Genomic DNA, 18,493 nt, shown 5'->3' on the forward strand with positions numbered 1-18,493 from the left:
GATGAGCACTCTGTTTGCCCTCAGTTTCAGCGCGTATGTCGCTCTGACCGGTGCGTCTTCGGTTGTCGCATCAGAAGTGATCCGGGCAGGGGATCTCGTAACGCCGGTCAACGCCGCATGGGAGACGGGCGACGCACCGTCCATGGAAGAGCCGATCATCGGGCGCGAAGCCAAGCGCACGATCTATGCCGGCCAGCCTGTTACGATGGACAATACGCGTCCTGCGCGGCTCGTCACCCGCAATCAGATTGTCACCGTGAAGTACATTCAGGGCGGCCTCGAAATCTCCACCACTGGCCGCGCGCTGGGAGAAGCCTCCCTGAATGAGCCGGTTACCGTTCTGAACCTGCAGTCTCGCCAGATGGTTCAGGGAATTGTTCAGGAAAGCGGATGGGTCCTCGCACAATGAAAATCTTGTTCTCAATGCCTCTCGCCGCGCTCGCAGCCGCTGCCTGCGCCAGCTCCGCCCAGCCAGCGCCGGAGTTCACGCCGCCTTCGCCGTACGCAGGGTATCCCGGGGCGGTTCCGGAACCGGCAGATCCCAATATTCAGAACGCGTCGCTTTGGGAAACCGCGCCAACAGCACTGCTCAGTATGCGGCGCGCCAAGGAAGTCGGCGACCTGCTTACAGTGGTCGTTGAGATGAACGACCAGGCAAGCCTTCAGAGCTCGCTGACGCGCAAGCGGGCTTCCAGTGATGACATGAGTGTCGAGGCCATGTTCGGCCTTCCCGAATGGGCAAATGGCGTGTTGCCGGGCGGGGCGAGCCTGTCGCCCGGTCTCGATGTTTCCCGCAACTCCAGCCAGAACGGATCTGGCGCCGTGAACCGCGCCGAGAAGGTGACATTCACGCTCGCCGCGCGTGTGGTCGGCGTGGAGCCCAACGGCAATCTGATCATTCAAGGATATCAGCAGACGCGCGTCAGCAATGAAGTTCGTTATCTGACGGTCTCGGGTGTCGTGCGTGCGCAGGATATTACGCGGATGAACGCTGTTACCTATGACAAGATTGCCGATGCAAAGCTGGCCTATGTCAGCAATGGTGACGCGTCTTCCGCCACTGACCGAAAAGTTGGTACCAAGATTATTGACCGCATTGTTCCGTTTTAGAGCCCCATGATGAAAAACCTTGTCACCGCCCTCGTTGCTGTTGTCTGCGTCATTATTGGCGGAGTGATCGGGCATATGCTGCGCGGCGGTGCTGGGGACGCGTCTGCGGCCACCCATGCGGAGGGCGAGGAGCATGGGAAGAAGGAAGAGAGCGGCGACCACGCGCCGAAAGAAAAAGACTCTCACGGCAGTGAAAAGAAAGCCAAAAAGGACGATCACGGAAAGGCCAGTGCCAGTTCTGGGTCGTCCTATTTCAGGTTCACCCGGGAATTCGTGGTGCCGATTATTCAGAATGAACGGGTCGCAAGCCTCGTCATTCTCAATATCAATATTGAGGCGGACGCCTCCGCTTCCGACAGGATGCTGACACAGGAGCCAATGCTCCGCGATGTCGTGATGACAACACTTGTCGAAATCAGCGGAGACGGCAGGACGTTCCAATCGATGACCACGATCGAGAATTACGAAACCCTGCGCTCCCTGCTTCTCGGGGCACTGCAGAAAAAGTTTCCCGATATGGGGATCAAGAATGTTCTGATCCTCGACATCGCCCGGCAGGACCTCTGACGCGGGCAGGGCAGTCCGAGGCAAGCGCGCGAGAGCCGGATATCAGAGCTTACGTATCTTTGCCAGGTCAACAGTCAGACCCGCAGCCGTGCCGAGTTGCAGTGTGCCGCCCGTGCTGAGAATATCCGTGACTTTGGAGATCACCTCCGGAATGGCGGTTCCCATGAACGTATTGTCTTGGTAATAGTCGATCACGAACTCGTACATCTTGTCCTTGGCAGCCGTTCCGCCATCCGTGAGCTGACCATTCCACTTGAAGACGGTTTCGTTCGGGTCAAGCGTTTCGGTCCATACCGCCTTGCCATCTGCATCCTTGACGGTCAGCGTGCTCCTGGTCGTGCCCGCAGGCGCTTCATAAGAGAAGGTTGCGGGGTTGCCGGTATAAGGCATATAGGCAGAAGGGAAGGCCACATCCTGGCCCAGCCATTGGCTGGCCATCAGCCCGTTCAGGTCACTGAGCATTGAAGCAATATTGCTGAGGGCAGTATTTGAGTTCACCAGCTGCTCAAGGCTGGAGAAGGTTGCCAGCTGCTCGACAAACTGGGTGGAGTCCATGGGAGCCAGGGGGTCCTGGTTTTTCACCTGAGCTGTCAACAGTTTGATGAAGCTGTAGTACTCCTTGCCGATATTGCCGCTGCTCGAAGATGCTGATGTCTGAGCGGAGGTAGCCACGTTGCTGGTTATTGTGGTCATGGTAGGGGCTCCTAAAGGCGGATATCAAGCCGGCCGCTCGAAGCGCTCTGGCGACTGGGTGTATTGTCGGCGGCCATGATCAGACCACTGCCGGTCAGGGCAGGGGTATCGGGACGGGCGCCGGCAAGCTTTGCGGCTTGGCCCCACCCCTCATTCTGCTGCGGGTTCTGATGCTGGAAACTCATGTCCTGGCCGGACAGTCCGTTGCGCTCAAGCGCCTGCACAAGCTCAAAATGCATCTGGCGCAGCTGCCGCATGGCTTCCGGGGTTTCCGCCGTGATCGTTACATGCTGCAATCCCTGCCCATCAAACTTGAAATCAATCGAGATGCGGCCGAGTTCGGGGGGATCCAGCTGGACGGTGATGCGGTCGTCCTGTCCACCATCGCGTGTGGCGCGGGCAACAATATCAGGCAGTTGGGAGGGGGCGGCGATCAGTACGGCGTGGGTAGGGGTCAATGGCGTAGAGGCGGGCAAAGAAGCAATTTGGCCAGCAGGCTGCCCTGGGAGAAAGCCGCCAGTAGACAGAGGCGCGACCGGAGGGCCTGAAGCGGCATCGCCGACAGTCCCGCCTTGAGGCTGAGCTGCGAAATCAGAAACGCCTGCGGGGGGCGCTACAGTTTCAATTACGTCAACGAATGAGCCGTCCGCCGGGGTGGGCTGCATTTCGGGTTCGGTGGAAACCGGGCGGCTTTGCCGGGTGTCTGCTGCCGGTGCGGCCGTAGCAGGGACCGGTGGTGTGATGGGGGGTGGGCTGACAATCGTGTCCGGTGTGGCGGCAGGTGTGACCATCATCACTTCGGCGGGCCGCTCAGCAGCGCGCGCGCTGGCTTCTGTGGGCGCGGCTACGTCAGATAAAGCTGCGGGGCTCTGAGATTGGATGGGGTGAGCGGTGGCTGCCCCTTCAGTGCCGGATGGTGTAACAATCTCCACCGGAGCGGGCAGGGGAGCGGCGGCAGGTATGGCCGGAGCCGCTTGGGGTAAGGCAGAGGTATCGTGCAGCGGATCGGTGTCTGCTTCCGCCGCTGGTTCCGGTGCCGGCGGCGTGCGCTCGGGCAGCATGGCGGGTCTAGCATCTGATGCTTCGGGGGAAGCCTCGCTGAGGGTCACGATTGCGGTTAGCTCAGCTGCCGGCAGAGCAAGGGGAGGCGGGTCTGCAGGTATTGTTTCCGCCGGGGGGGCGTCTACGGGCACATCAGTATCGGCAAAAAAGAGGGCTTCGGCGGACATATTGCCATCGAGGAGAGCACTCTGCGAAAGCATTGACGTAGTCCAGCCGTCGGCTGGTTGCGCCTCAGCCGGATGGCTGGCCTTGAGATCCACCACTTCAGGCGGCACAGTTAGAACTTGGCCCAGAGGGAAATCTGTGTCTGGTAGCGGCGCCTCAGACGGGGGAGGGACTTGCTCCAAGCTATCGTCACCGCTGGCCGGGACGATAGAGGCCCGCGCCAGATTCAGTGAGGCGAGCATGAGCCCATCGCCTTCCGCGCGCGGATCGATGCCGGGCGCTTCCGGATTTTCTGAAACGCCAAAAAGGCTGCTGGCAAATGCCTTGCCGCGCCCCTCGCTCGCCTCAGCGCGAGTCAGTCCATCTTGCCGAGGACCTGACTGAAAAAGCCAGAAATCCGGGTCTACGGAGAAAGTCATCCTGCCTTCCACCTATGTATTGTTAACCTTACTACAACCAACTGCCGTAAAATATGCGTTAACTGCCGGGCTATTGATGTTCCCTGGGCGGAATAAATTTTCGGAGTTGTTCATGGTCTCATCCATAATGCCGAGCGCCACGCCCCCTTCCATGGGGCCAGCGGGCGAAGGGAAGGGGGGGGCTGCGGCCAGCCCGGAGCGTTCCGAGATCGGAAAAAGATTCGAACAGATGTTGTGGGCTGAGATGCTCAGCCATGCGGGCCTGGAGAAATCTCTCACCCTGGGCGGCGGTGAGGCGGCGTCTGCGTTCTCCAGATATGTGGTGGAATCCATTGCCGCAGATCTCGCAGAAACCCATCCGCTCGGTCTCGCCCGCCGGGTGGACGACCTGACAGCGGGCCAGGGGGCGGCACAAGTTAGTCAGAAAGGCGCGCCAGAATGACTGAAGAAAAAATCCAGACGGCAGCCCTGGATCTGGAAGACATTCTGATCACCGAGAGAGAGCTCCTCCTGGCTGGCCGGGCAAGGGATGCGGCGGAGCTGAGTGGCGAGAAGCTGGTTGCGCTGGAAGCTTTCGAGAATGCGTTTGGCGGGCGCACCCCGGTCGCCGTATCTCCGCAGACGCGCCAGCTCATTCTGGATGTCATTCAGCTCTCGGAAGAAAATGCGCTTCTGCTGAACGCGGTCCGGAACGGTGTACGCAGCCTGATCGGGAGATTTGAAGGTCCGGCAGACGACGCTTTCGTCGGTTCCTATCGGATGGGGGGACGCCAGGTCGCCTTTTCGCACGCCACGGGACAATATTTCAAAAGGGTGTGAACCGATTAACTGTACATTTATCGCTCGGCCTTATGAGTGGCATTGTGGAACTACGAAAGTTCGGGGCTTCAGCTCCAACGTCAGGACGACGCGTTTCAACAAACAGCCGCAGATACAAAAAGCGGCACTCAAGAATGGATAAGATAGATGTCTAGCATCCTGACCAATAACGCTTCGATGGTTGCGTTGGAAACCCTCCGCAACATCAACCGTAACCTCGAAACCGTCCAGAACGAGATCGCCACGGGCAAGAAAATCTCGAGCGCAAAAGACAACGCTGCTGTCTGGGCCGTCGCGACTGTCATGTCGAGCGACGTTGAAAGCTTCAAGGCAATTTCCGACTCGCTGAGCCTCGGCTCCTCTACCGTCGGCGTGGCTCGTTCGGCTTCGGAAAAAGTCGTCGAAACCCTCAAAGAGATCAAGACGCTGATCGTCGGCGCTCAGGGCGAAAACGTTGATCGCGCCAAGTACCAGACGGACATTGAAGAGAAAATGGGTCTGATCGAGGGCTACGTGGCTGCGGCCCAGTTCAACGGCCTGAACCTGCTCAACGGTTCGGCAAGCGGAGACGTCAACGTCCTGGCTTCGCTCGACCGCTCTTCTTCGGGCTCTGTCTCGGCCTCCTACATCGCCGTTGCACGCCAGGATCTCTCCATCGCCAACACGGGCTCGGCAGCAACCTTCGGCGGTACGGCTGTTACCAACACCACGATCATGGACAACGCCGGCACGGCCGCTGGCACTGCCGCTACGGTTGCAGGCTCCGCGACCCGCACCGTCTCGATCGCATCGGTTGCCGACGGCAACAGCTATCGCATCACCCTGAGCGACACGACCACGAACAATTCGCTCGGTACACGCAGCTTTGAATATGTTGCATCTGCCGCTGACAGCCTCGAATCGGTTGCTGCAAACCTGACGACCCAGATGTCGAACTTCTTCGCTGCCACCGGTGAGACGAACTACTCGGTAACCCGGAACGGAGAAGACATTGTTATCGCGAACGCTTCGGCTCAGGCTCTGTCTGTTACGACGGTCACGGCAACCGGTGGTACGGCTGGCGTCTCGTCGGGCGGCCTGGGTAACCTCGCCAATATCGATGTGACCTCGACAACGGGCGCAGCGGCTGCTCTCACCACGATTGAAGGCCTGCTCAACACGGCCATCGACGCGACTGCCGCCTTCGGTTCTTCGCAGAACCGCATCTCCGGCCAGTCGGAATTTGTCCGCACCATCGTCGACTCGATGACGGCTGGTATCGGCGGCCTCACCGACACCGACATGGAAGCTGCTTCGGCAAAACTGCAGGCCCTGCAGGTTCAGCAACAGCTCGGCGTCCAGGCGCTGTCGATTGCGAATCAGGCGCCGCAGGCCCTGCTGTCGCTCTTCCGCTAACGGACCTTTTAATCCCGGGCGCTAAAGTGCCCGGGATACCCAATTAAACCGATTGTCCCGGGTGTTTCGGCGCCCGGGGCAACTCATAGGATGCCCAGGAGGGGAATCGTGCAGGCTTTGGCATATAAGGCCTATGGCCAGGTGATGCAGCGGACTGCGACCGGCCGAGCGCTTGAATACGCGGTGTTCGAACAGATCACGCGGGATCTACAAAGCGCACTTGACGATGGCGGGATAAATTTTGGCGCTTGGGGCGACGCAATTTACCGCAACTTGCAGCTATGGACCATCATTGCGACGGATCTTCTGGGTCCGGATAACGCGCTTCCTGATGAGACCAAGGCAGGCCTGATATCCCTTTCCGAATTTGTACGGCGCACCAGCATGAAAGTTCTCTCCGGATCGGAGGGGCTTGCTGACATCATCGAGGTGAACCGCACAATCATGGCCGGCCTGGATGGCTCGGCCTCATCAGTAGAGCAGGAGGTTATCTGATGTCTGGACTGGTTCTGAAAATTGCACCTGGCGAGCGTTTCATCATCAATGGCGCAACACTGGAAAATGGCGACAAGCCCGCCCGTATCCGCGTGGTCGAGGGGGATGCCCGTGTGCTGCGGCTGCGCGATGCCATGCATCCCACAGAGGTCAACACGCCGGTAAAGCGTGTCTATTATGCGATACAGCTTCTGATCACCGGCGACCTGAAGGAAGCCGATACGCTGCCAGCGCTGGATGAAGCCTGCATCCAGCTGCTTGATATCTTCAAGCCAGTTGACGCCGAACTTATCCCGACGCTGCGATCGATGGTCAGCCGCGGGAATTATTACTCCGCCCTCTGCCATCTTCGCCAGATACTTGCTGTGGAAGAAGAGCTTCTGGCCATGCGTGGCGCAACTCCGCCCGAAAGCAAGGTTGCCTGACATGGCTTTCCAGCCGGTCATTCCTTTGTCGGGGATCGGGGGATGGAAGTACCTCCAGGCGACCTATGACAAACAGCTGCAGACTCACGCGAACTCGCCGCAGATCCGGAGAGACCGGGACTATATGATTGAGAAGTTCTCCCAGCCGATCGCTGTGGAGGACTTTCTCAAAGACGCCCGTCTCGTGCGCGTGACCATGACTGCCTTCGACCTTTCGGGCGAGGAATGGAAAAAAGGCTTTATCAATAAGGTCTTGACGGAAGTCTCTAATCCCGAGAGCACGTTTCTCAAACGTCTGAACAATTCCAAATACACAGCTTTCGCCGAGGCCCTGAAGCCGCAGAATGGCAAGATTACTCTGTCTGAGGATGATCTGGCCGCGATTGCGGTTCGTTTCGAAGCGAGTTCTTTCGAACTGGCTGTCGGCAACGTTGACGACAACATGCGTCTCGCCCTGAACTATAAGGATGAGATCAAATCTCTTGCAGCAGAAGGGGTAAGCGATATGGCAATCGCTTACAGGATACTGGGGGATGTTCCGGTTTCCACACTTCTGAAAACCGCCCTCAACCTGCCCTCGGACATGAAGGGCCTTTCAATTGAGCGGCAGGCTGAAATTCTGCAAAACAGCTTGAAGAAGACGCTTGGGGTGTCCAAGCTGAGCGACATGGCGTCGCCTGAGATCGTGGACAAGGCGATCGTGCGCTATCATGCCATGAAGTCGATCACGGAAGGCTCCTCGATGTATACTCCGGCATCGGCGGCGCTGACACTTCTTGGGGGTAGCAGCTATGGGTATGGCAATAATGCCAGCCAGAATCTCTTTCTATCCATCTTTCTCTGAAGCCGCTTGACTCCTGGGGCGTGGCGGCGGTCTGAGACCGGTTTGCGGTTCCGATGGCAGCGAGCCTTCTGTGGACTGAGCGCTGCTTCCCAGAAGGCCTGACAGCGCCGCAAAGGCTGCGTCTATTCCCATAGTGTTCCTTGTAGAGACGAAGGCATCGAGTGCCGGGTAAAGCCTGATGGCCCGGTCCGCATCGGCGTCACGGCCGAACTCGAACAGGCTTGCGCGAAGCATTGGCGCAACCTCGTCGTAAAGCGCGATCATGCGGCGATAGTCCCGCAGAAGATCGTTCTCCCAGTCCGTCGCCGCGCCGGGCAGGGCCCGGGACACACTCCTCAGGACGTCAATCGCCGGATATCGTCCGCGCTCGGCAATGTTCCGGGAAAGGATGATGTGGCCATCAAGAATTCCGCGGATCATGTCCGCCACGGGTTCTTCAAGGTCGGAGCCCGCTACAAGAACCGAGAAGATGCCCGTGATATCGCCCTTGGTGCCGGTGCCCGGGCCGGCACGCTCGGCCAACTCGGCAATCACGCGGACGGTGGACGGCGGGAAGGCATTAAGAGCGGGGGTTTCACCGGCAAGGAGGGCCACTTCGCGGTGAGCCTCGGCAAACCGCGTAATTGAATCAAACAGGAAGAGAACGCTGTGGCCCTGGTCGCGGAAATGCTCGGCCGCTGCCATGGCGCAATAGGCGGCACGCTTTTTTGCCCCGGGCGATTCGCTCGCCGTGGCTGAAACAACAACCGTCTTGGGGCGGACGGCCTGAGGCAGGTTCACTTCGACAAACTCGCCCACTTCGCGGGATCGTTCGCCGATCAGGGCGATGACGACCCGGTCGGCTTCAAGCCCGCCGGCGAGGGAGCCGAGAAAGGTTGATTTACCCACTCCCGAGCCGGCAAAGAGACCCAGCCGCTGCCCCCGGCAGATTGGCAGCAGCGTATCCGTAACCATCCAGCCGGTCGACAGACGGGGCCCTAACCGGTGGCGCAGATGGGCGGGAAGGGCAGGGGCCCGCAGCGCACGGCTCACACCCTTCTGAGTGAGCCCCGACCCGGCCGGGAGGCCGCTGGCAACCTCGCCGCGATAGTTAATGATCTGGCCGAGCCAGTGATCGCCCGGCTCGATCCTGGCTTCCTGCTCGATATGCACGACATCGCCAATTCGGATGATGTCGCTGGCCGAATAGAGGACTGCGGTAACGCTGTCGCCGGAGACGCTAAGAATCTCTCCGTGGATCTTTTGTCCTTGTTTTTCAATGACTATTTCATTTCCGACACCCGCAAGCTCACTGACGCCAGCGATGCCGAGCATGCCAGCGGCCACGTCCGTGACGGTGCCCCAGAGCCGATAGAGCCGGTGTGACGGCGATGCCATGGATGCCTGCAAGTAAATAAATCCCGCATTTCTGTTAACCTATTCTTCAGTTAATGCGAACATTTTCCCAAAGGGTTAACCTTGGCGAATTTCCCATGATTTCTGATCTCAAACTTTTTCAGGTCTACAGCGCGATGGCGCGGCATGCCGCCGAGAGCCAGAAGGTCAGCGCAACCAATGTGGCCAATGCAGACGCGCCGGGCTTCAAGGCTGGCGAGATTGAAAGTTTCGAGGCTTTCCTGGCCCGCACAATGCAGTCTGGCGGCGCGCAGAGCATGAAATCTGATTTCAAGGTCGGCATATCTGCGGCGCCCGCTGATCCTAACGGGAACAATGTCAGCCTTGAGCGTGAAGTATTCAATTCCGCCGAAGCGATGGGGCAGCACAATATGGCGCTCACCGTCTATTCCAAATCCCTTGATCTCCTGCGCACAGCGCTGGGCAAGCCACGCTGAAGGAGGGCTGAGACATGAATCCCCTGAAAGCGACCCTGCAACAGGCAGTCTCGGGAATGGAGCTCCAGTCCCGCCGGATGGGTCTGACGGCTGAGAATATCTCGAATGCCGACACGCCCGGTTACAAGCGCAAGATACTGATGGTTGAGCAGACCCAGCAGACCAGCGGCGAGCAGTTCCTGGCCTCCCGGGTCAAGCTTGATGAAGCTGAAGGCCAGCGTGAATTCAATCCGGCTCATCCGATGGCGGACGGGGACGGCTATGTGACCATGTCGAATGTCTCTCTCGTGACCGAACTTGCCGATATGCGGGAAGCCAACCGGTCCTATGAGGCCAATCTCAATTCCTTCCAGCAGGCGCGGTCGATGTACCGCTCGCTGCTGGATATTCTGCGCCGATAAGGAGGGGAGCAGATGTCAACTCTGGGGTTCAATCCGTATACCGCTCTGAGTACGCCGCGTCCGACGGATACGGTCAAAACGACCGGTCAGGCGCCGGAAGCGGCCGGCAGCAAGTTTGCCGAGAGCATTTCCGATTTTCGCGCAACAATGCAGGAGGCTGAAAAGACAGCCATGCAGAGCGCTGTTTCAGGCGCTGACCCCCATGCGATGGTCGAGGCCCTGACGAATGCCGAGCTGATGCTAGATGCCGTGGTCACCATTCGGGACAAGGTTGTGGAAGCCTATCAGGAACTCCTGAGGATGCCGGTCTGATCGCTGGCGGGGGCACACAATGTCTGAGGGGGAAATTTTCGAGGTCTTGCGCGCCCACATCTGGGGCGCCGCGATGATGGGACTACCGATCCTGGCGGTGACGCTGGTGGTCGGCTTCGTCATCGGTCTCATCCAGGCCCTCACCTCCATCCAGGAAATGACACTTACGTTCATTCCGAAGGTGCTGGCAGTCATCATCGTTTTCTTTCTTTCACTCGGTTACATGACCAAGGTCGTCCTTGATCTGTTCAATAACTGGGTTTTGCCGATCATAGCCGGGTAGCGACCCTTTCATGCCGATGCAGAGTCTTCTGAACTTCACCAAGCCGACAGCGCTTCTTGCCATTGGTCTCATGGCCATCATCCTGGTGATGGTGCTGCCCATGCCCGCCTGGGTTCTGGATGTCGGGCTGACGCTTTCCTTCGCCCTGTCGATCCTGATCTTCACGACCGTGATCTTTGTCGAAAAGCCGCTCGACTTCTCGTCCTTTCCTTCGATCCTCCTGGCGTCGCTGGTCTTGCGGCTGGCGCTCAACGTCTCCTCTACAAAGCTGATCATCGGGGAAGGGCATACCGGCACCAATGCCGCCGGCGGGGTGATCGAGGGGTTCGCCATGTTCATCATGGGAGGCAACCTTTTTGTAGGGCTGGTCGTGTTTGGCGTTTTGGTGATCGTCAACTTCATGGTCATCACCAAGGGCGCTGGCCGGATGGCCGAGGTCGGCGCGCGCTTTGCCCTTGATGCGATGCCAGGCAAACAGCTGGCCATCGACTCCGACCTCGCCGTCGGAGCGATCACACATGAAGAAGCAAAGATGCGCCGGCAGAGGGAGCAGGAAGAAGCCGGTTTCCTCGGCTCGCTGGATGGTGCCTCCAAATTTGTGAAGGGCGATGCCATTGCGGGCCTGCTGATCACCGCGCTGAACCTTGTGGCCGGTATCGGGTTCGGCGTTGTGGCCCATCAGTTGAGCATTGTTGAAGCGCTGAGCAACTATTCCATTCTGACGGTGGGCGATGGCCTTGTCTCCCAGATCCCGGCCGTGATCGTCTCGGTTGCTGCCGCGCTCCTGCTCTCCAAGGGCCGTGAGGAGGGCGCCATTGACCGTGCCCTGGGGCTTCAACTCGCCGGGAATGCCACGGCGCTTTACATCGTAGCCGGTATTCTGGCGGCTTTCGCGCTTCTGCCGGGCCTGCCTTTTATCCCGTTCATGGCAGGTGCTGCCGGCTTTGCGGCGGTGGCCTATTTCACCAAGAAGGCGGCCGACCAAAAGGCCGCGACCGAAACGGCCAAGCCGGAAGACACTGCGCCCAAGGCGGCCAAGATCGGCGATTCGATCTATGCGGACGAAATCCATCTCGAAGTTGCGCCCGATCTCGTCAATATGGTGCTGATCGGCGATAACGGCTTTGAAAGCCGGATCGACAAGATCCGCCGCTACATTGCCGAAGAGTACGGCTTTGTTCTGCCGCCGATCCGGATGACGGACAATCCGACCCTGAAGAAGAACGAATACCGTATCCGTATTCAGGGCGTGCGGGTGGATTCAGGTTTCCTGCGGCCGGGCCAGGTGTTGGCTCTGATTGAAGACAACCAGCTGCCACACCTTGCGGGTGAAAAGGTCCGTGAGCCTGTGTACAAAGCTGCCGCACGTTGGCTGCCGTCCTCCAAGAAGCAGGAGCTGGCCGCCGCCGCCGTTCCGGTGGTCGAGCCGATCGAGGTTCTGGCGACCCATATGCTGGAAGTGATTCAATCGAACTTCTCGCTCGTCTTCACACGGATGGTAATGCTGGACACGCTCGACGCACTGACGGCCATTTCGGATGTGGATCGCGCTGGTGCCAACAAGCGCTTCCTGGATGAATACATTCCGGGCAAGGTGACACCGGAGATTCTGCTGTCGGTGCTGCGTATGCTGCTGACTGAGCGCGTCGCGATCCGCAATCTCTTCCTGATTATCGAGACGGTTGCTGAAGCCAAGCCCCAAGGCCTTCCCCTCCCGCGAGTCATCGAGCTGGTACGTCAGCGCCTGGCGTTCCAGATCGTTGACCGGTTGCAGGATGACCAGGGCCGCCTGCCGCTGATCCAGCTGTCGACGAGTTGGGAGCAGAAGTTTGCCGAATATGAAGTGACCAATGAGAGCGGTGGATCCGACATTGCGCTGCCTCCGGAAATATTTGGGGAGCTGATCAATGCCGTTCAGTCAAAGCTCAACGAGACGGCTCAGAAAGGCATCATCGCTGCGGTGGCGACATCCTCGCGCCGGCGCCGGTTCCTGCAGACGGTGCTCGCCAGCAAAGGCATCCGCAATGCGGTGATTGCTTACGAAGAGATCAACTCCAAGAGCAAGCCTTACATCATCGGCGTGGCCTGATGGACTTGATCGCCCCTTATCTGGGGCAGGCGAGCCCGTGGATGGTTCTGTTCATGACCGTCATCGCACGCCTCTCCTTTGTCGTGTTCATGATGCCGGGCATCGGGGACCAGGTGATTTCAGCGCGGGTTCGTCTGTTCGTTCTTCTGGGCATAGCTGCGGCGATCGCCTCGACGGGCGTGGTGCCTGTGCCATCGGCGGACAAGCCTGCTGAACTTCTTCTGCTGCTGGGCAGTGAGGTCGTGATCGGGTTCGGGCTCGGCGCGCTTCTGCGGCTTTCGGTCTGGATGCTGACCATTGCCGGCTCGGTGATTGCCCAGTCCATCGGTCTCGCGCAATTTCTCGGCGTCGCGCTTGAGCATGAAGCTCAGACGGTTACCTCCAACATGCTGTCGCTGGCCGGAACAACAGTGCTATTGACGGCGAACTATCATGTGGCGGTCGTAGATGGGCTGATGCGGCTGTACACCGAGATTCCGCTTGGACAACTGGCGCAGGTGAGTTGGCCAATGATCTTTAGCAGCTTTTATTCAGCCCTAAGTTTTGCATTGATGCTGGCCTGGCCATTTGTAGCGGCAAACCTTCTTTACAATATCTGCCTCGGCTTCATCAACAAGGCGCTGCCGTCGCTGATGGTGGCGTTTGTCGGCGCGCCCTTCATGGTTGGGGCAGGGGTGATGCTGCTGGCGATCTCGATTGCGGGGATGCTGATCATCTGGAAAGATCGCGCGCTTCAGGTTATCGGTTGGCTGTGAGGAAAATCCATGGCCGAGCAAGATCAGGACAGCGGCGAAAAGGAATTTGAAGCCACCGAGCAGCGCCTCAGTGAGGCACGCAAAGAAGGCAATGTGGCCCAGTCGAAGGAGGCGAACGCCTTTGCCCTGGTCCTAGGCATCCTGCTCGCCGCGCTGTTGTTGAATGCGGTGGTCGGCCCCCGCCTTTTCGATGACTTCTCCCGGATGCTGTATCATGGCGACTCATTTGCCGCAGACATCTTCAACGGTGATGGTGGCGCGACCTGGATGTGGCTTGCGACGGTTCTGCTGGCCCTTTCGCCGATACTGTTGGTGATGGCGGCCCTGGTTCTGCTGGCGCTGATCATTCAGCGGGCGATTGCCTTCTCGGCAAAGAAGATCATGCCGGACATGAAGAAAATCAATCCGGTCGAAAATATCAAAAACAAATATGGCACCAAGGGGCTCACCGACTTCCTGAAAGATACGGCAAAGATGCTGTTTGCGGCTGGGCTGGGCGCGCTGTTTCTTGTTCAGTTCACGCGCGATTATTATGGCGCCGCGTCGGTGGAAACGGCTGATTTTTATCAGTTCACGTTCAATCAAGCGCTCCGGCTGATCCTCTATTTCTTTGCCTTTCAGTTTGTGCTGGCCGTGCTCGACCTGCCGCTTCAGCAGCGCATTCATGCCCAGAAACTGCGGATGACGCGCGAGGACATGAAGAAAGAGATGAAGCAGAGCGAGGGCGATCCGCAAATGAAACAGCAGCGCCGCGAGAAGGCCACGAAAGTCTCCCGCGGGCAGATGTTACAGAATGTGAAGACGGCAACTGTCGTTATGGTGAACCCGACCCATTATGCGGTAGCGCTGAAATGGGACCCGGCCAGCAAGCTTGCCCCCGTCTGTGTTGCCAAGGGTACAGACCATCTGGCGCTTAGGATTCGTGAGCTGGCGATCCAGAACAATGTGCCGATCTATAGCGATCCGCCGGCTACACGGTCGATCTATGCAATGGTCGACATTGACGAGGAAATTCAGGCCGAGCATTTTGCCGCTGTGGCCGCCGCGATCCAGTTCGTTGACCGGTTGAGGAACAGCGCATGAGCCTTATGCCCCGGAAGCAGGCAGCGCAACTTCAGACCCTTGTTGGCATCAAGCGGCAGAAAGCCGAGCAGGACATGCTGATCCTGCAGCAGGATGTGCGCCGTATCGAAGCCGAGATTGCGCAGATTGGCGAGAACCTCAAAGCGCTCGACTGCACGGCTGAGGAGTTTGATGGATCAAGCCTGGCGCGCCGGCATGGGACGGTGGAGCGGATGATTGCCGAACTCGGCGCCCGGAAGGCGGCCCTGGCGACGCGCAGACTGGAACTTGAAGCAGCGCGCGACGCGCTGAAGCGCGTGATGCATTCGGAAGACCGCACCAGCGATCTTTAGACCCCGCGGCGTTCGCGCGGCCCAAATGCCCGCCTTTTCCAGAACGCGGACTTCCATAGCTGAGAAATACTCAGATAACAGACTATATTGCGCGGTATGGATGTGCTTGGGGCGATCGCCTGCAACGCATAGCTGTGACCGTGAGTGTGAAGTTGCGTCAATGTTCGCAGCGCGGCCATCAGTATCAGAGTTTTCTTACGCGCGGGCCTTGGGCAGGGGAGGGGGCGCCTGAGGAATGGTCACCGGCACTGAGCGTGTCCGTGGGTGCCGGTATACCACCCCGGGAATGGCGGCGCATCCTGAGTTTGCCGGGTGCGGGGGCTGGAGGTTGTAGAAGGCGGCCATCAGCACAAGGAAGATATGGCGTTATCCTTCATTCGCCGCGCGGCGCCTTTGACTTTGCGAGTGAGATGCAACTTTGACCATACTACCAAGGATGGGGCGATTAACGCCTAGGCGGATTGGAATGCTCGCATTTGCTACAGTCCCAGAGTTGAGTTCGTAGAAAAGGCACATTCTTCTCATCAATCTATCCGCGACAGTAGTGCTCAGTGGTGGTGCTCGGCGGTGAACAGTTTGGATGTCGTCTTCCGTATACTGTGTAACGAACTGCAGGCCATTACGCAGAATCAACGAATTATTAGGGTAATTATAAGAGTAGTTCAGTGGGACGCATGACATTCTCAAGGGAACGCAGGGGGGTCGATTTGGAAAATATATCTGCACAGGCACAACCTGAAGAAGGCGAACCTGTCATTTTTCTTCCGTCAAAATTGACCAGCGACGCAGCGCGCAACCTGCATGCTCAGGTTTCTGCAGCAACCGGTCCAGTGCTGCAGTTGGACGCTTCGAAGGTCGATTTTCTGGGCGCGGCCGCTCTTCAAGTCTTAATTTCCATCAAGAAATCTTCAACGCAGGACTACCGCACCATAGTCCTCCAGCATCCTTCTGAAGCCTTTTTGACAGGCCTTTCCCGGTTGGGTGCAAACCTCGGCGATGTACAGAACAGCGAACAACTTCCATGTCTCTAACGATCTTGGCCATAGACGATTCCGCGACGATGCGCGACATGCTGAGGCTTGCGCTCAGCAGCGCGGGTTTCAATGTTCACCTCGCTGAGGATGGCATCGACGCCCTGGAAAAATTCCCCGGTATGGAGCCCGATGTCATCATCACCGACATCAATATGCCCCGGATGGATGGCTTTGGCGTGATTGATGCCGTGCGCAACGGCACAGAGCGCCCCACCACCCCGATTCTTGTCCTGACCACTGAAAGTGCGCAGGAGCTGAAAGACCGCGCCCGGCGCGCAGGCGCGACGGGCTGGATCGTGAAGCCGTTTGATCATGAAAAGCTGGTTGCCGCGATACACCGTGTCGCCTCGCCTGGATCTTGAGGGGTAGGGGGGGCATCATGGCTGATCCAATGGAAGAAATCCGGCAGACATTCTTCGTCGAATGCGGCGAGCTGCTGGAAGCAATGGAAGCTGGCCTTTTGGCCATGCAGGACGGCGATGATGATCCTGAGACGGTGAATGCTGTCTTCCGCGCCGCCCATTCGATCAAGGGCGGCGCAGGCGCTTTTGCCTATACCGACCTGGTCCGCTTCGCGCACAAGTTTGAATCCATTCTCGATGAAATCCGCTCCAACCGGCTGGAAGCTTCGCGCCCGGTGGTGGATGTCATGTTGCGAGCCTCTGATGTTCTCGGAGACCTCGTCCGCGTGGCCCAGTCTGGCGCCCCGTTCGATCAGGAGAACTGTGACGCGCTGATCGCCGAGTTTGACACGCTCTCGACTAAAACCCCAGAAGAAGACATCACTCTGAGCGAGGACGATTTCGAGCCGCTCGTGCTGAGTTTCGACTTTGGCGCGATTGGCGGCGACGAGTCAGACGAACCGGGAGAGCTGGCGGAACCGGCAGCGCCCAGCGGATATGTCGTGACATTCCATCCGATGCCAAGCCTGCTGCGCCATGGCAGCGAACCGGCACTGATTTTCAGAGAACTTGAGCGGCTTGGTCCGACAACGGTCAACCTGGATGCTTCCGCCGTACCGGCACTGGATGAACTTGATCCGCTCGGAAACTACTGCCGCTGGAAAATTGACGTCGAGTGCGACGATGAAGCAGCCATCCGGGCTGTATTCGAATTTGTCGATTCCGACTGCGAGTTGGAGATCGCGCCGCGGGTTGTTCTCGCGGATATTAATCAGAATGCGGAAGATGATTCGGCCGAGCTGCAGTTTCCGGCTGCGGCAGCATTCGAGGCAGTCGCCGAGGCCGCTGCCGAAGCCGTAGAGAGTGAACCTGCAATTGCCGCACCGCTGGCCGAAGTTGTGCCTCTGGACACTGCGCGCGAGGCTGGTCCTGCGAAGGCGCCTGCAGCTCTTGCTGCGGCAGGCGATAGCGGCGCGCGCAGTAGTGGCGGGGGAGGGGCGACGGTCCGCGTTGACCTCGACAAGGTCGACCGGCTGATCAACCTGATCGGTGAGCTTGTGGTCAATCAGGCGATGCTGTCTCAATCACTGATCGATGCTGGGCTGACAGCCGGCACCGCGGCGGCTGCGGGTCTAGATGAGTTCAAGCAGCTCACCCGGGAAGTGCAGGACAGCGTGATGGCCATCCGCGCCCAGCCGGTAAAATCCTTGTTCCAGAGGATGTCCCGGATCGTGCGGGAAGCTGCGGCGGCGACTGGCAAGGATGCCCGTCTCAAGATCGAAGGCGAGATGACCGAAGTCGACAAGACCGTGGTCGAACAACTTGCTGATCCGCTCACCCACATGATCCGCAATGCGGTCGATCATGGCCTTGAGACCCCTGAAGAGCGCGTGAAGAATGGCAAGACGCCCGAAGGCGCCATCCGTCTGAGTGCAGCGCACCGGTCGGGCCGTGTGATCATCGAAGTGGCTGATGACGGCGCCGGTATCAATCGCGAACGTGTCCGGCAGATTGCCATTGATAAGGGGCTGATTGCCGCCGACGCCAACCTGACGGCGGCTGAGATTGACAATATTCTTTTTCTTCCCGGGTTTTCCACCGCAAAGACACTCTCAGACCTCTCCGGCCGGGGTGTTGGCATGGACGTGGTCAAACGATCGATCCAGGCGCTGGGCGGCAAGATATCCATCCGCTCGACCCCGGGGCAGGGCTCTACCTTCGTCATCTCGCTGCCGCTGACCCTCGCCGTTCTCGACGGCATGGTGGTGCAGGTTGCCGGCGAGACGCTGGTGATCCCGATCACTTCGATCGTCGAGACCATCAAGCCTGACCCGGCGATGATCCATCCCCTCGGCAGCGATGGCCAGGTCGTGTTGGTGCGCGGCGCGTTCGTCCCAGTCGTTGATGTGGGCGTCACGCTGGGTATGCGTGCGCCACTTCGGCAACTCGATGGACAGGTTCTCGTGCTGGTCGAGT

Annotated in this window: 23 protein-coding genes; 20 read left to right on the forward strand and 3 right to left on the reverse strand. The window is 58.8% G+C overall.

Annotated features, from left to right (window positions below):
- The first annotated feature begins 1 nt into the window (after position 1).
- Genes flgA through C0456_RS13270 form a run of 3 tightly spaced genes read left to right on the forward strand, consistent with a single transcriptional unit; the run spans position 2 to position 1,677 of the window.
- The gene (gene flgA / locus C0456_RS13260) at positions 2-409 is read left to right on the forward strand and encodes a flagellar basal body P-ring formation chaperone FlgA (RefSeq protein WP_291052903.1); all 408 of its coding nucleotides are present in this window, start codon (positions 2-4) and stop codon (positions 407-409) included.
- Entirely contained in the window at positions 406-1,110 is a 705-nt protein-coding gene (locus tag C0456_RS13265; protein WP_291052906.1) for a flagellar basal body L-ring protein FlgH, read from the forward strand. The genes flgA and C0456_RS13265 overlap by 4 nt, the downstream gene beginning before the upstream one ends.
- A 9-nt stretch (positions 1,111-1,119) precedes the next feature.
- A complete protein-coding gene (locus tag C0456_RS13270) occupies positions 1,120-1,677 on the forward strand; it encodes a flagellar basal body-associated FliL family protein (protein ID WP_291052908.1) in 558 nt (185 codons plus the stop codon).
- A gap of 42 nt (positions 1,678-1,719) precedes the next feature.
- Here the strand turns inward: C0456_RS13270 and C0456_RS13275 are convergent, their stop codons facing one another.
- Together C0456_RS13275 and C0456_RS13280 are read right to left on the reverse strand one after the other, a co-directional pair.
- Entirely contained in the window at positions 1,720-2,370 is a 651-nt protein-coding gene (locus C0456_RS13275; protein ID WP_291052910.1) for a flagellar hook capping FlgD N-terminal domain-containing protein, read from the reverse strand.
- A gap of 11 nt (positions 2,371-2,381) precedes the next feature.
- Positions 2,382-2,828: a flagellar hook-length control protein FliK gene (locus C0456_RS13280; protein ID WP_291052913.1), complete on the reverse strand. Its 447-nt coding sequence runs from the start codon at positions 2,826-2,828 to the stop codon at positions 2,382-2,384.
- A 1,417-nt stretch (positions 2,829-4,245) separates the two neighbouring features.
- Between C0456_RS13280 and C0456_RS13285 the strand changes: the two genes are divergently transcribed.
- The 6 genes from C0456_RS13285 to C0456_RS13310 all read left to right on the forward strand — a co-directional run bounded on the left by C0456_RS13285 (position 4,246) and on the right by C0456_RS13310 (position 7,994).
- Positions 4,246-4,458 carry a hypothetical protein gene (locus C0456_RS13285; RefSeq protein WP_291052915.1) on the forward strand — a complete coding sequence of 71 codons (213 nt, stop codon included), beginning with the start codon at positions 4,246-4,248 and terminating at the stop codon, positions 4,456-4,458.
- Entirely contained in the window at positions 4,455-4,835 is a 381-nt protein-coding gene (locus C0456_RS13290) for a hypothetical protein (protein ID WP_291052917.1), read from the forward strand. The genes C0456_RS13285 and C0456_RS13290 overlap by 4 nt, the downstream gene beginning before the upstream one ends.
- A 147-nt stretch (positions 4,836-4,982) precedes the next feature.
- A complete protein-coding gene (locus tag C0456_RS13295; protein ID WP_291052920.1) occupies positions 4,983-6,230 on the forward strand; it encodes a flagellin in 1,248 nt (415 codons plus the stop codon).
- Positions 6,231-6,338: 108 nt separating this feature from the next.
- On the forward strand, positions 6,339-6,725 hold the full coding sequence (gene flaF / locus C0456_RS13300; protein WP_291052923.1) for a flagellar biosynthesis regulator FlaF: 387 nt from the start codon (positions 6,339-6,341) through the stop codon (positions 6,723-6,725).
- The gene (gene flbT / locus C0456_RS13305) at positions 6,725-7,150 is read left to right on the forward strand and encodes a flagellar biosynthesis repressor FlbT (RefSeq protein ID WP_291052925.1); all 426 of its coding nucleotides are present in this window, start codon (positions 6,725-6,727) and stop codon (positions 7,148-7,150) included. The genes flaF and flbT overlap by 1 nt, the downstream gene beginning before the upstream one ends.
- Before the next feature lies 1 nt (position 7,151).
- Positions 7,152-7,994: a DUF1217 domain-containing protein gene (locus tag C0456_RS13310; protein WP_291052928.1), complete on the forward strand. Its 843-nt coding sequence runs from the start codon at positions 7,152-7,154 to the stop codon at positions 7,992-7,994.
- Here C0456_RS13310 and fliI read toward each other — a convergent pair.
- The gene (gene fliI / locus C0456_RS13315; protein ID WP_291052930.1) at positions 7,977-9,371 is read right to left on the reverse strand and encodes a flagellum-specific ATP synthase FliI; all 1,395 of its coding nucleotides are present in this window, start codon (positions 9,369-9,371) and stop codon (positions 7,977-7,979) included. The genes C0456_RS13310 and fliI overlap by 18 nt on opposite strands.
- A gap of 95 nt (positions 9,372-9,466) precedes the next feature.
- Here fliI and C0456_RS13320 point away from each other — a divergent pair, with 95 nt between their 5' ends.
- The 11 genes from C0456_RS13320 to C0456_RS13370 all read left to right on the forward strand — a co-directional run.
- Positions 9,467-9,826 carry a FlgB family protein gene (locus tag C0456_RS13320; RefSeq protein WP_291052933.1) on the forward strand — a complete coding sequence of 120 codons (360 nt, stop codon included), beginning with the start codon at positions 9,467-9,469 and terminating at the stop codon, positions 9,824-9,826.
- Positions 9,827-9,840: 14 nt separating this feature from the next.
- Positions 9,841-10,227, forward strand: coding sequence for a flagellar basal body rod C-terminal domain-containing protein (locus tag C0456_RS13325; protein ID WP_291052935.1), 387 nt, complete (start codon positions 9,841-9,843; stop codon positions 10,225-10,227).
- Between the two features lie 12 nt (positions 10,228-10,239).
- Entirely contained in the window at positions 10,240-10,539 is a 300-nt protein-coding gene (locus C0456_RS13330) for a flagellar hook-basal body complex protein FliE (protein ID WP_291052938.1), read from the forward strand.
- Positions 10,540-10,558: 19 nt separating this feature from the next.
- Complete coding sequence (locus tag C0456_RS13335) at positions 10,559-10,822, forward strand: flagellar biosynthetic protein FliQ (protein ID WP_291052941.1); 264 nt, start codon at positions 10,559-10,561, stop codon at positions 10,820-10,822.
- Positions 10,823-10,832: 10 nt separating this feature from the next.
- Complete coding sequence (locus C0456_RS13340; protein ID WP_291052943.1) at positions 10,833-12,911, forward strand: flagellar biosynthesis protein FlhA; 2,079 nt, start codon at positions 10,833-10,835, stop codon at positions 12,909-12,911.
- Positions 12,911-13,666 carry a flagellar biosynthetic protein FliR gene (locus C0456_RS13345; protein WP_291052946.1) on the forward strand — a complete coding sequence of 252 codons (756 nt, stop codon included), beginning with the start codon at positions 12,911-12,913 and terminating at the stop codon, positions 13,664-13,666. Before C0456_RS13340 ends, C0456_RS13345 begins: the two co-directional genes overlap by 1 nt.
- 9 nt (positions 13,667-13,675) lie before the next feature.
- Positions 13,676-14,749: a flagellar type III secretion system protein FlhB gene (locus tag C0456_RS13350; RefSeq protein WP_291052949.1), complete on the forward strand. Its 1,074-nt coding sequence runs from the start codon at positions 13,676-13,678 to the stop codon at positions 14,747-14,749.
- Positions 14,746-15,081: a hypothetical protein gene (locus C0456_RS13355; protein ID WP_291052953.1), complete on the forward strand. Its 336-nt coding sequence runs from the start codon at positions 14,746-14,748 to the stop codon at positions 15,079-15,081. The genes C0456_RS13350 and C0456_RS13355 overlap by 4 nt, the downstream gene beginning before the upstream one ends.
- 707 nt (positions 15,082-15,788) lie before the next feature.
- Positions 15,789-16,112 carry an STAS domain-containing protein gene (locus C0456_RS13360; protein WP_291052956.1) on the forward strand — a complete coding sequence of 108 codons (324 nt, stop codon included), beginning with the start codon at positions 15,789-15,791 and terminating at the stop codon, positions 16,110-16,112.
- Positions 16,103-16,477, forward strand: a complete 375-nt coding sequence (locus C0456_RS13365) for a response regulator (protein ID WP_367179272.1) — start codon at positions 16,103-16,105, stop codon at positions 16,475-16,477. The genes C0456_RS13360 and C0456_RS13365 overlap by 10 nt, the downstream gene beginning before the upstream one ends.
- A gap of 17 nt (positions 16,478-16,494) precedes the next feature.
- On the forward strand, positions 16,495-18,493 hold a 1,999-nt coding region (locus tag C0456_RS13370), incomplete at its 3' end, for a chemotaxis protein CheA (protein ID WP_291052962.1).

The organism is Hyphomonas sp. (genome assembly GCF_013823385.1).
Taxonomy (GTDB): domain Bacteria; phylum Pseudomonadota; class Alphaproteobacteria; order Caulobacterales; family Hyphomonadaceae; genus Hyphomonas.

Coding starts and splice junctions, on each gene's coding strand:
- flgA (WP_291052903.1), top strand. CDS start 2: ATGAGCACTCTGTTTGCCCTCAGTTTCAGCGCGTATGTCGCTCTGACC.
- C0456_RS13265 (WP_291052906.1), top strand. CDS start 406: ATGAAAATCTTGTTCTCAATGCCTCTCGCCGCGCTCGCAGCCGCTGCC.
- C0456_RS13270 (WP_291052908.1), top strand. CDS start 1,120: ATGAAAAACCTTGTCACCGCCCTCGTTGCTGTTGTCTGCGTCATTATT.
- C0456_RS13275 (WP_291052910.1), bottom strand. CDS start 2,370: ATGACCACAATAACCAGCAACGTGGCTACCTCCGCTCAGACATCAGCA.
- C0456_RS13285 (WP_291052915.1), top strand. CDS start 4,246: ATGTTGTGGGCTGAGATGCTCAGCCATGCGGGCCTGGAGAAATCTCTC.
- C0456_RS13290 (WP_291052917.1), top strand. CDS start 4,455: ATGACTGAAGAAAAAATCCAGACGGCAGCCCTGGATCTGGAAGACATT.
- C0456_RS13295 (WP_291052920.1), top strand. CDS start 4,983: ATGTCTAGCATCCTGACCAATAACGCTTCGATGGTTGCGTTGGAAACC.
- flbT (WP_291052925.1), top strand. CDS start 6,725: ATGTCTGGACTGGTTCTGAAAATTGCACCTGGCGAGCGTTTCATCATC.
- C0456_RS13310 (WP_291052928.1), top strand. CDS start 7,152: ATGGCTTTCCAGCCGGTCATTCCTTTGTCGGGGATCGGGGGATGGAAG.
- fliI (WP_291052930.1), bottom strand. CDS start 9,371: ATGGCATCGCCGTCACACCGGCTCTATCGGCTCTGGGGCACCGTCACG.
- C0456_RS13320 (WP_291052933.1), top strand. CDS start 9,467: ATGATTTCTGATCTCAAACTTTTTCAGGTCTACAGCGCGATGGCGCGG.
- C0456_RS13325 (WP_291052935.1), top strand. CDS start 9,841: ATGAATCCCCTGAAAGCGACCCTGCAACAGGCAGTCTCGGGAATGGAG.
- C0456_RS13330 (WP_291052938.1), top strand. CDS start 10,240: ATGTCAACTCTGGGGTTCAATCCGTATACCGCTCTGAGTACGCCGCGT.
- C0456_RS13335 (WP_291052941.1), top strand. CDS start 10,559: ATGTCTGAGGGGGAAATTTTCGAGGTCTTGCGCGCCCACATCTGGGGC.
- C0456_RS13340 (WP_291052943.1), top strand. CDS start 10,833: ATGCCGATGCAGAGTCTTCTGAACTTCACCAAGCCGACAGCGCTTCTT.
- C0456_RS13345 (WP_291052946.1), top strand. CDS start 12,911: ATGGACTTGATCGCCCCTTATCTGGGGCAGGCGAGCCCGTGGATGGTT.
- C0456_RS13350 (WP_291052949.1), top strand. CDS start 13,676: ATGGCCGAGCAAGATCAGGACAGCGGCGAAAAGGAATTTGAAGCCACC.
- C0456_RS13355 (WP_291052953.1), top strand. CDS start 14,746: ATGAGCCTTATGCCCCGGAAGCAGGCAGCGCAACTTCAGACCCTTGTT.
- C0456_RS13365 (WP_367179272.1), top strand. CDS start 16,103: ATGTCTCTAACGATCTTGGCCATAGACGATTCCGCGACGATGCGCGAC.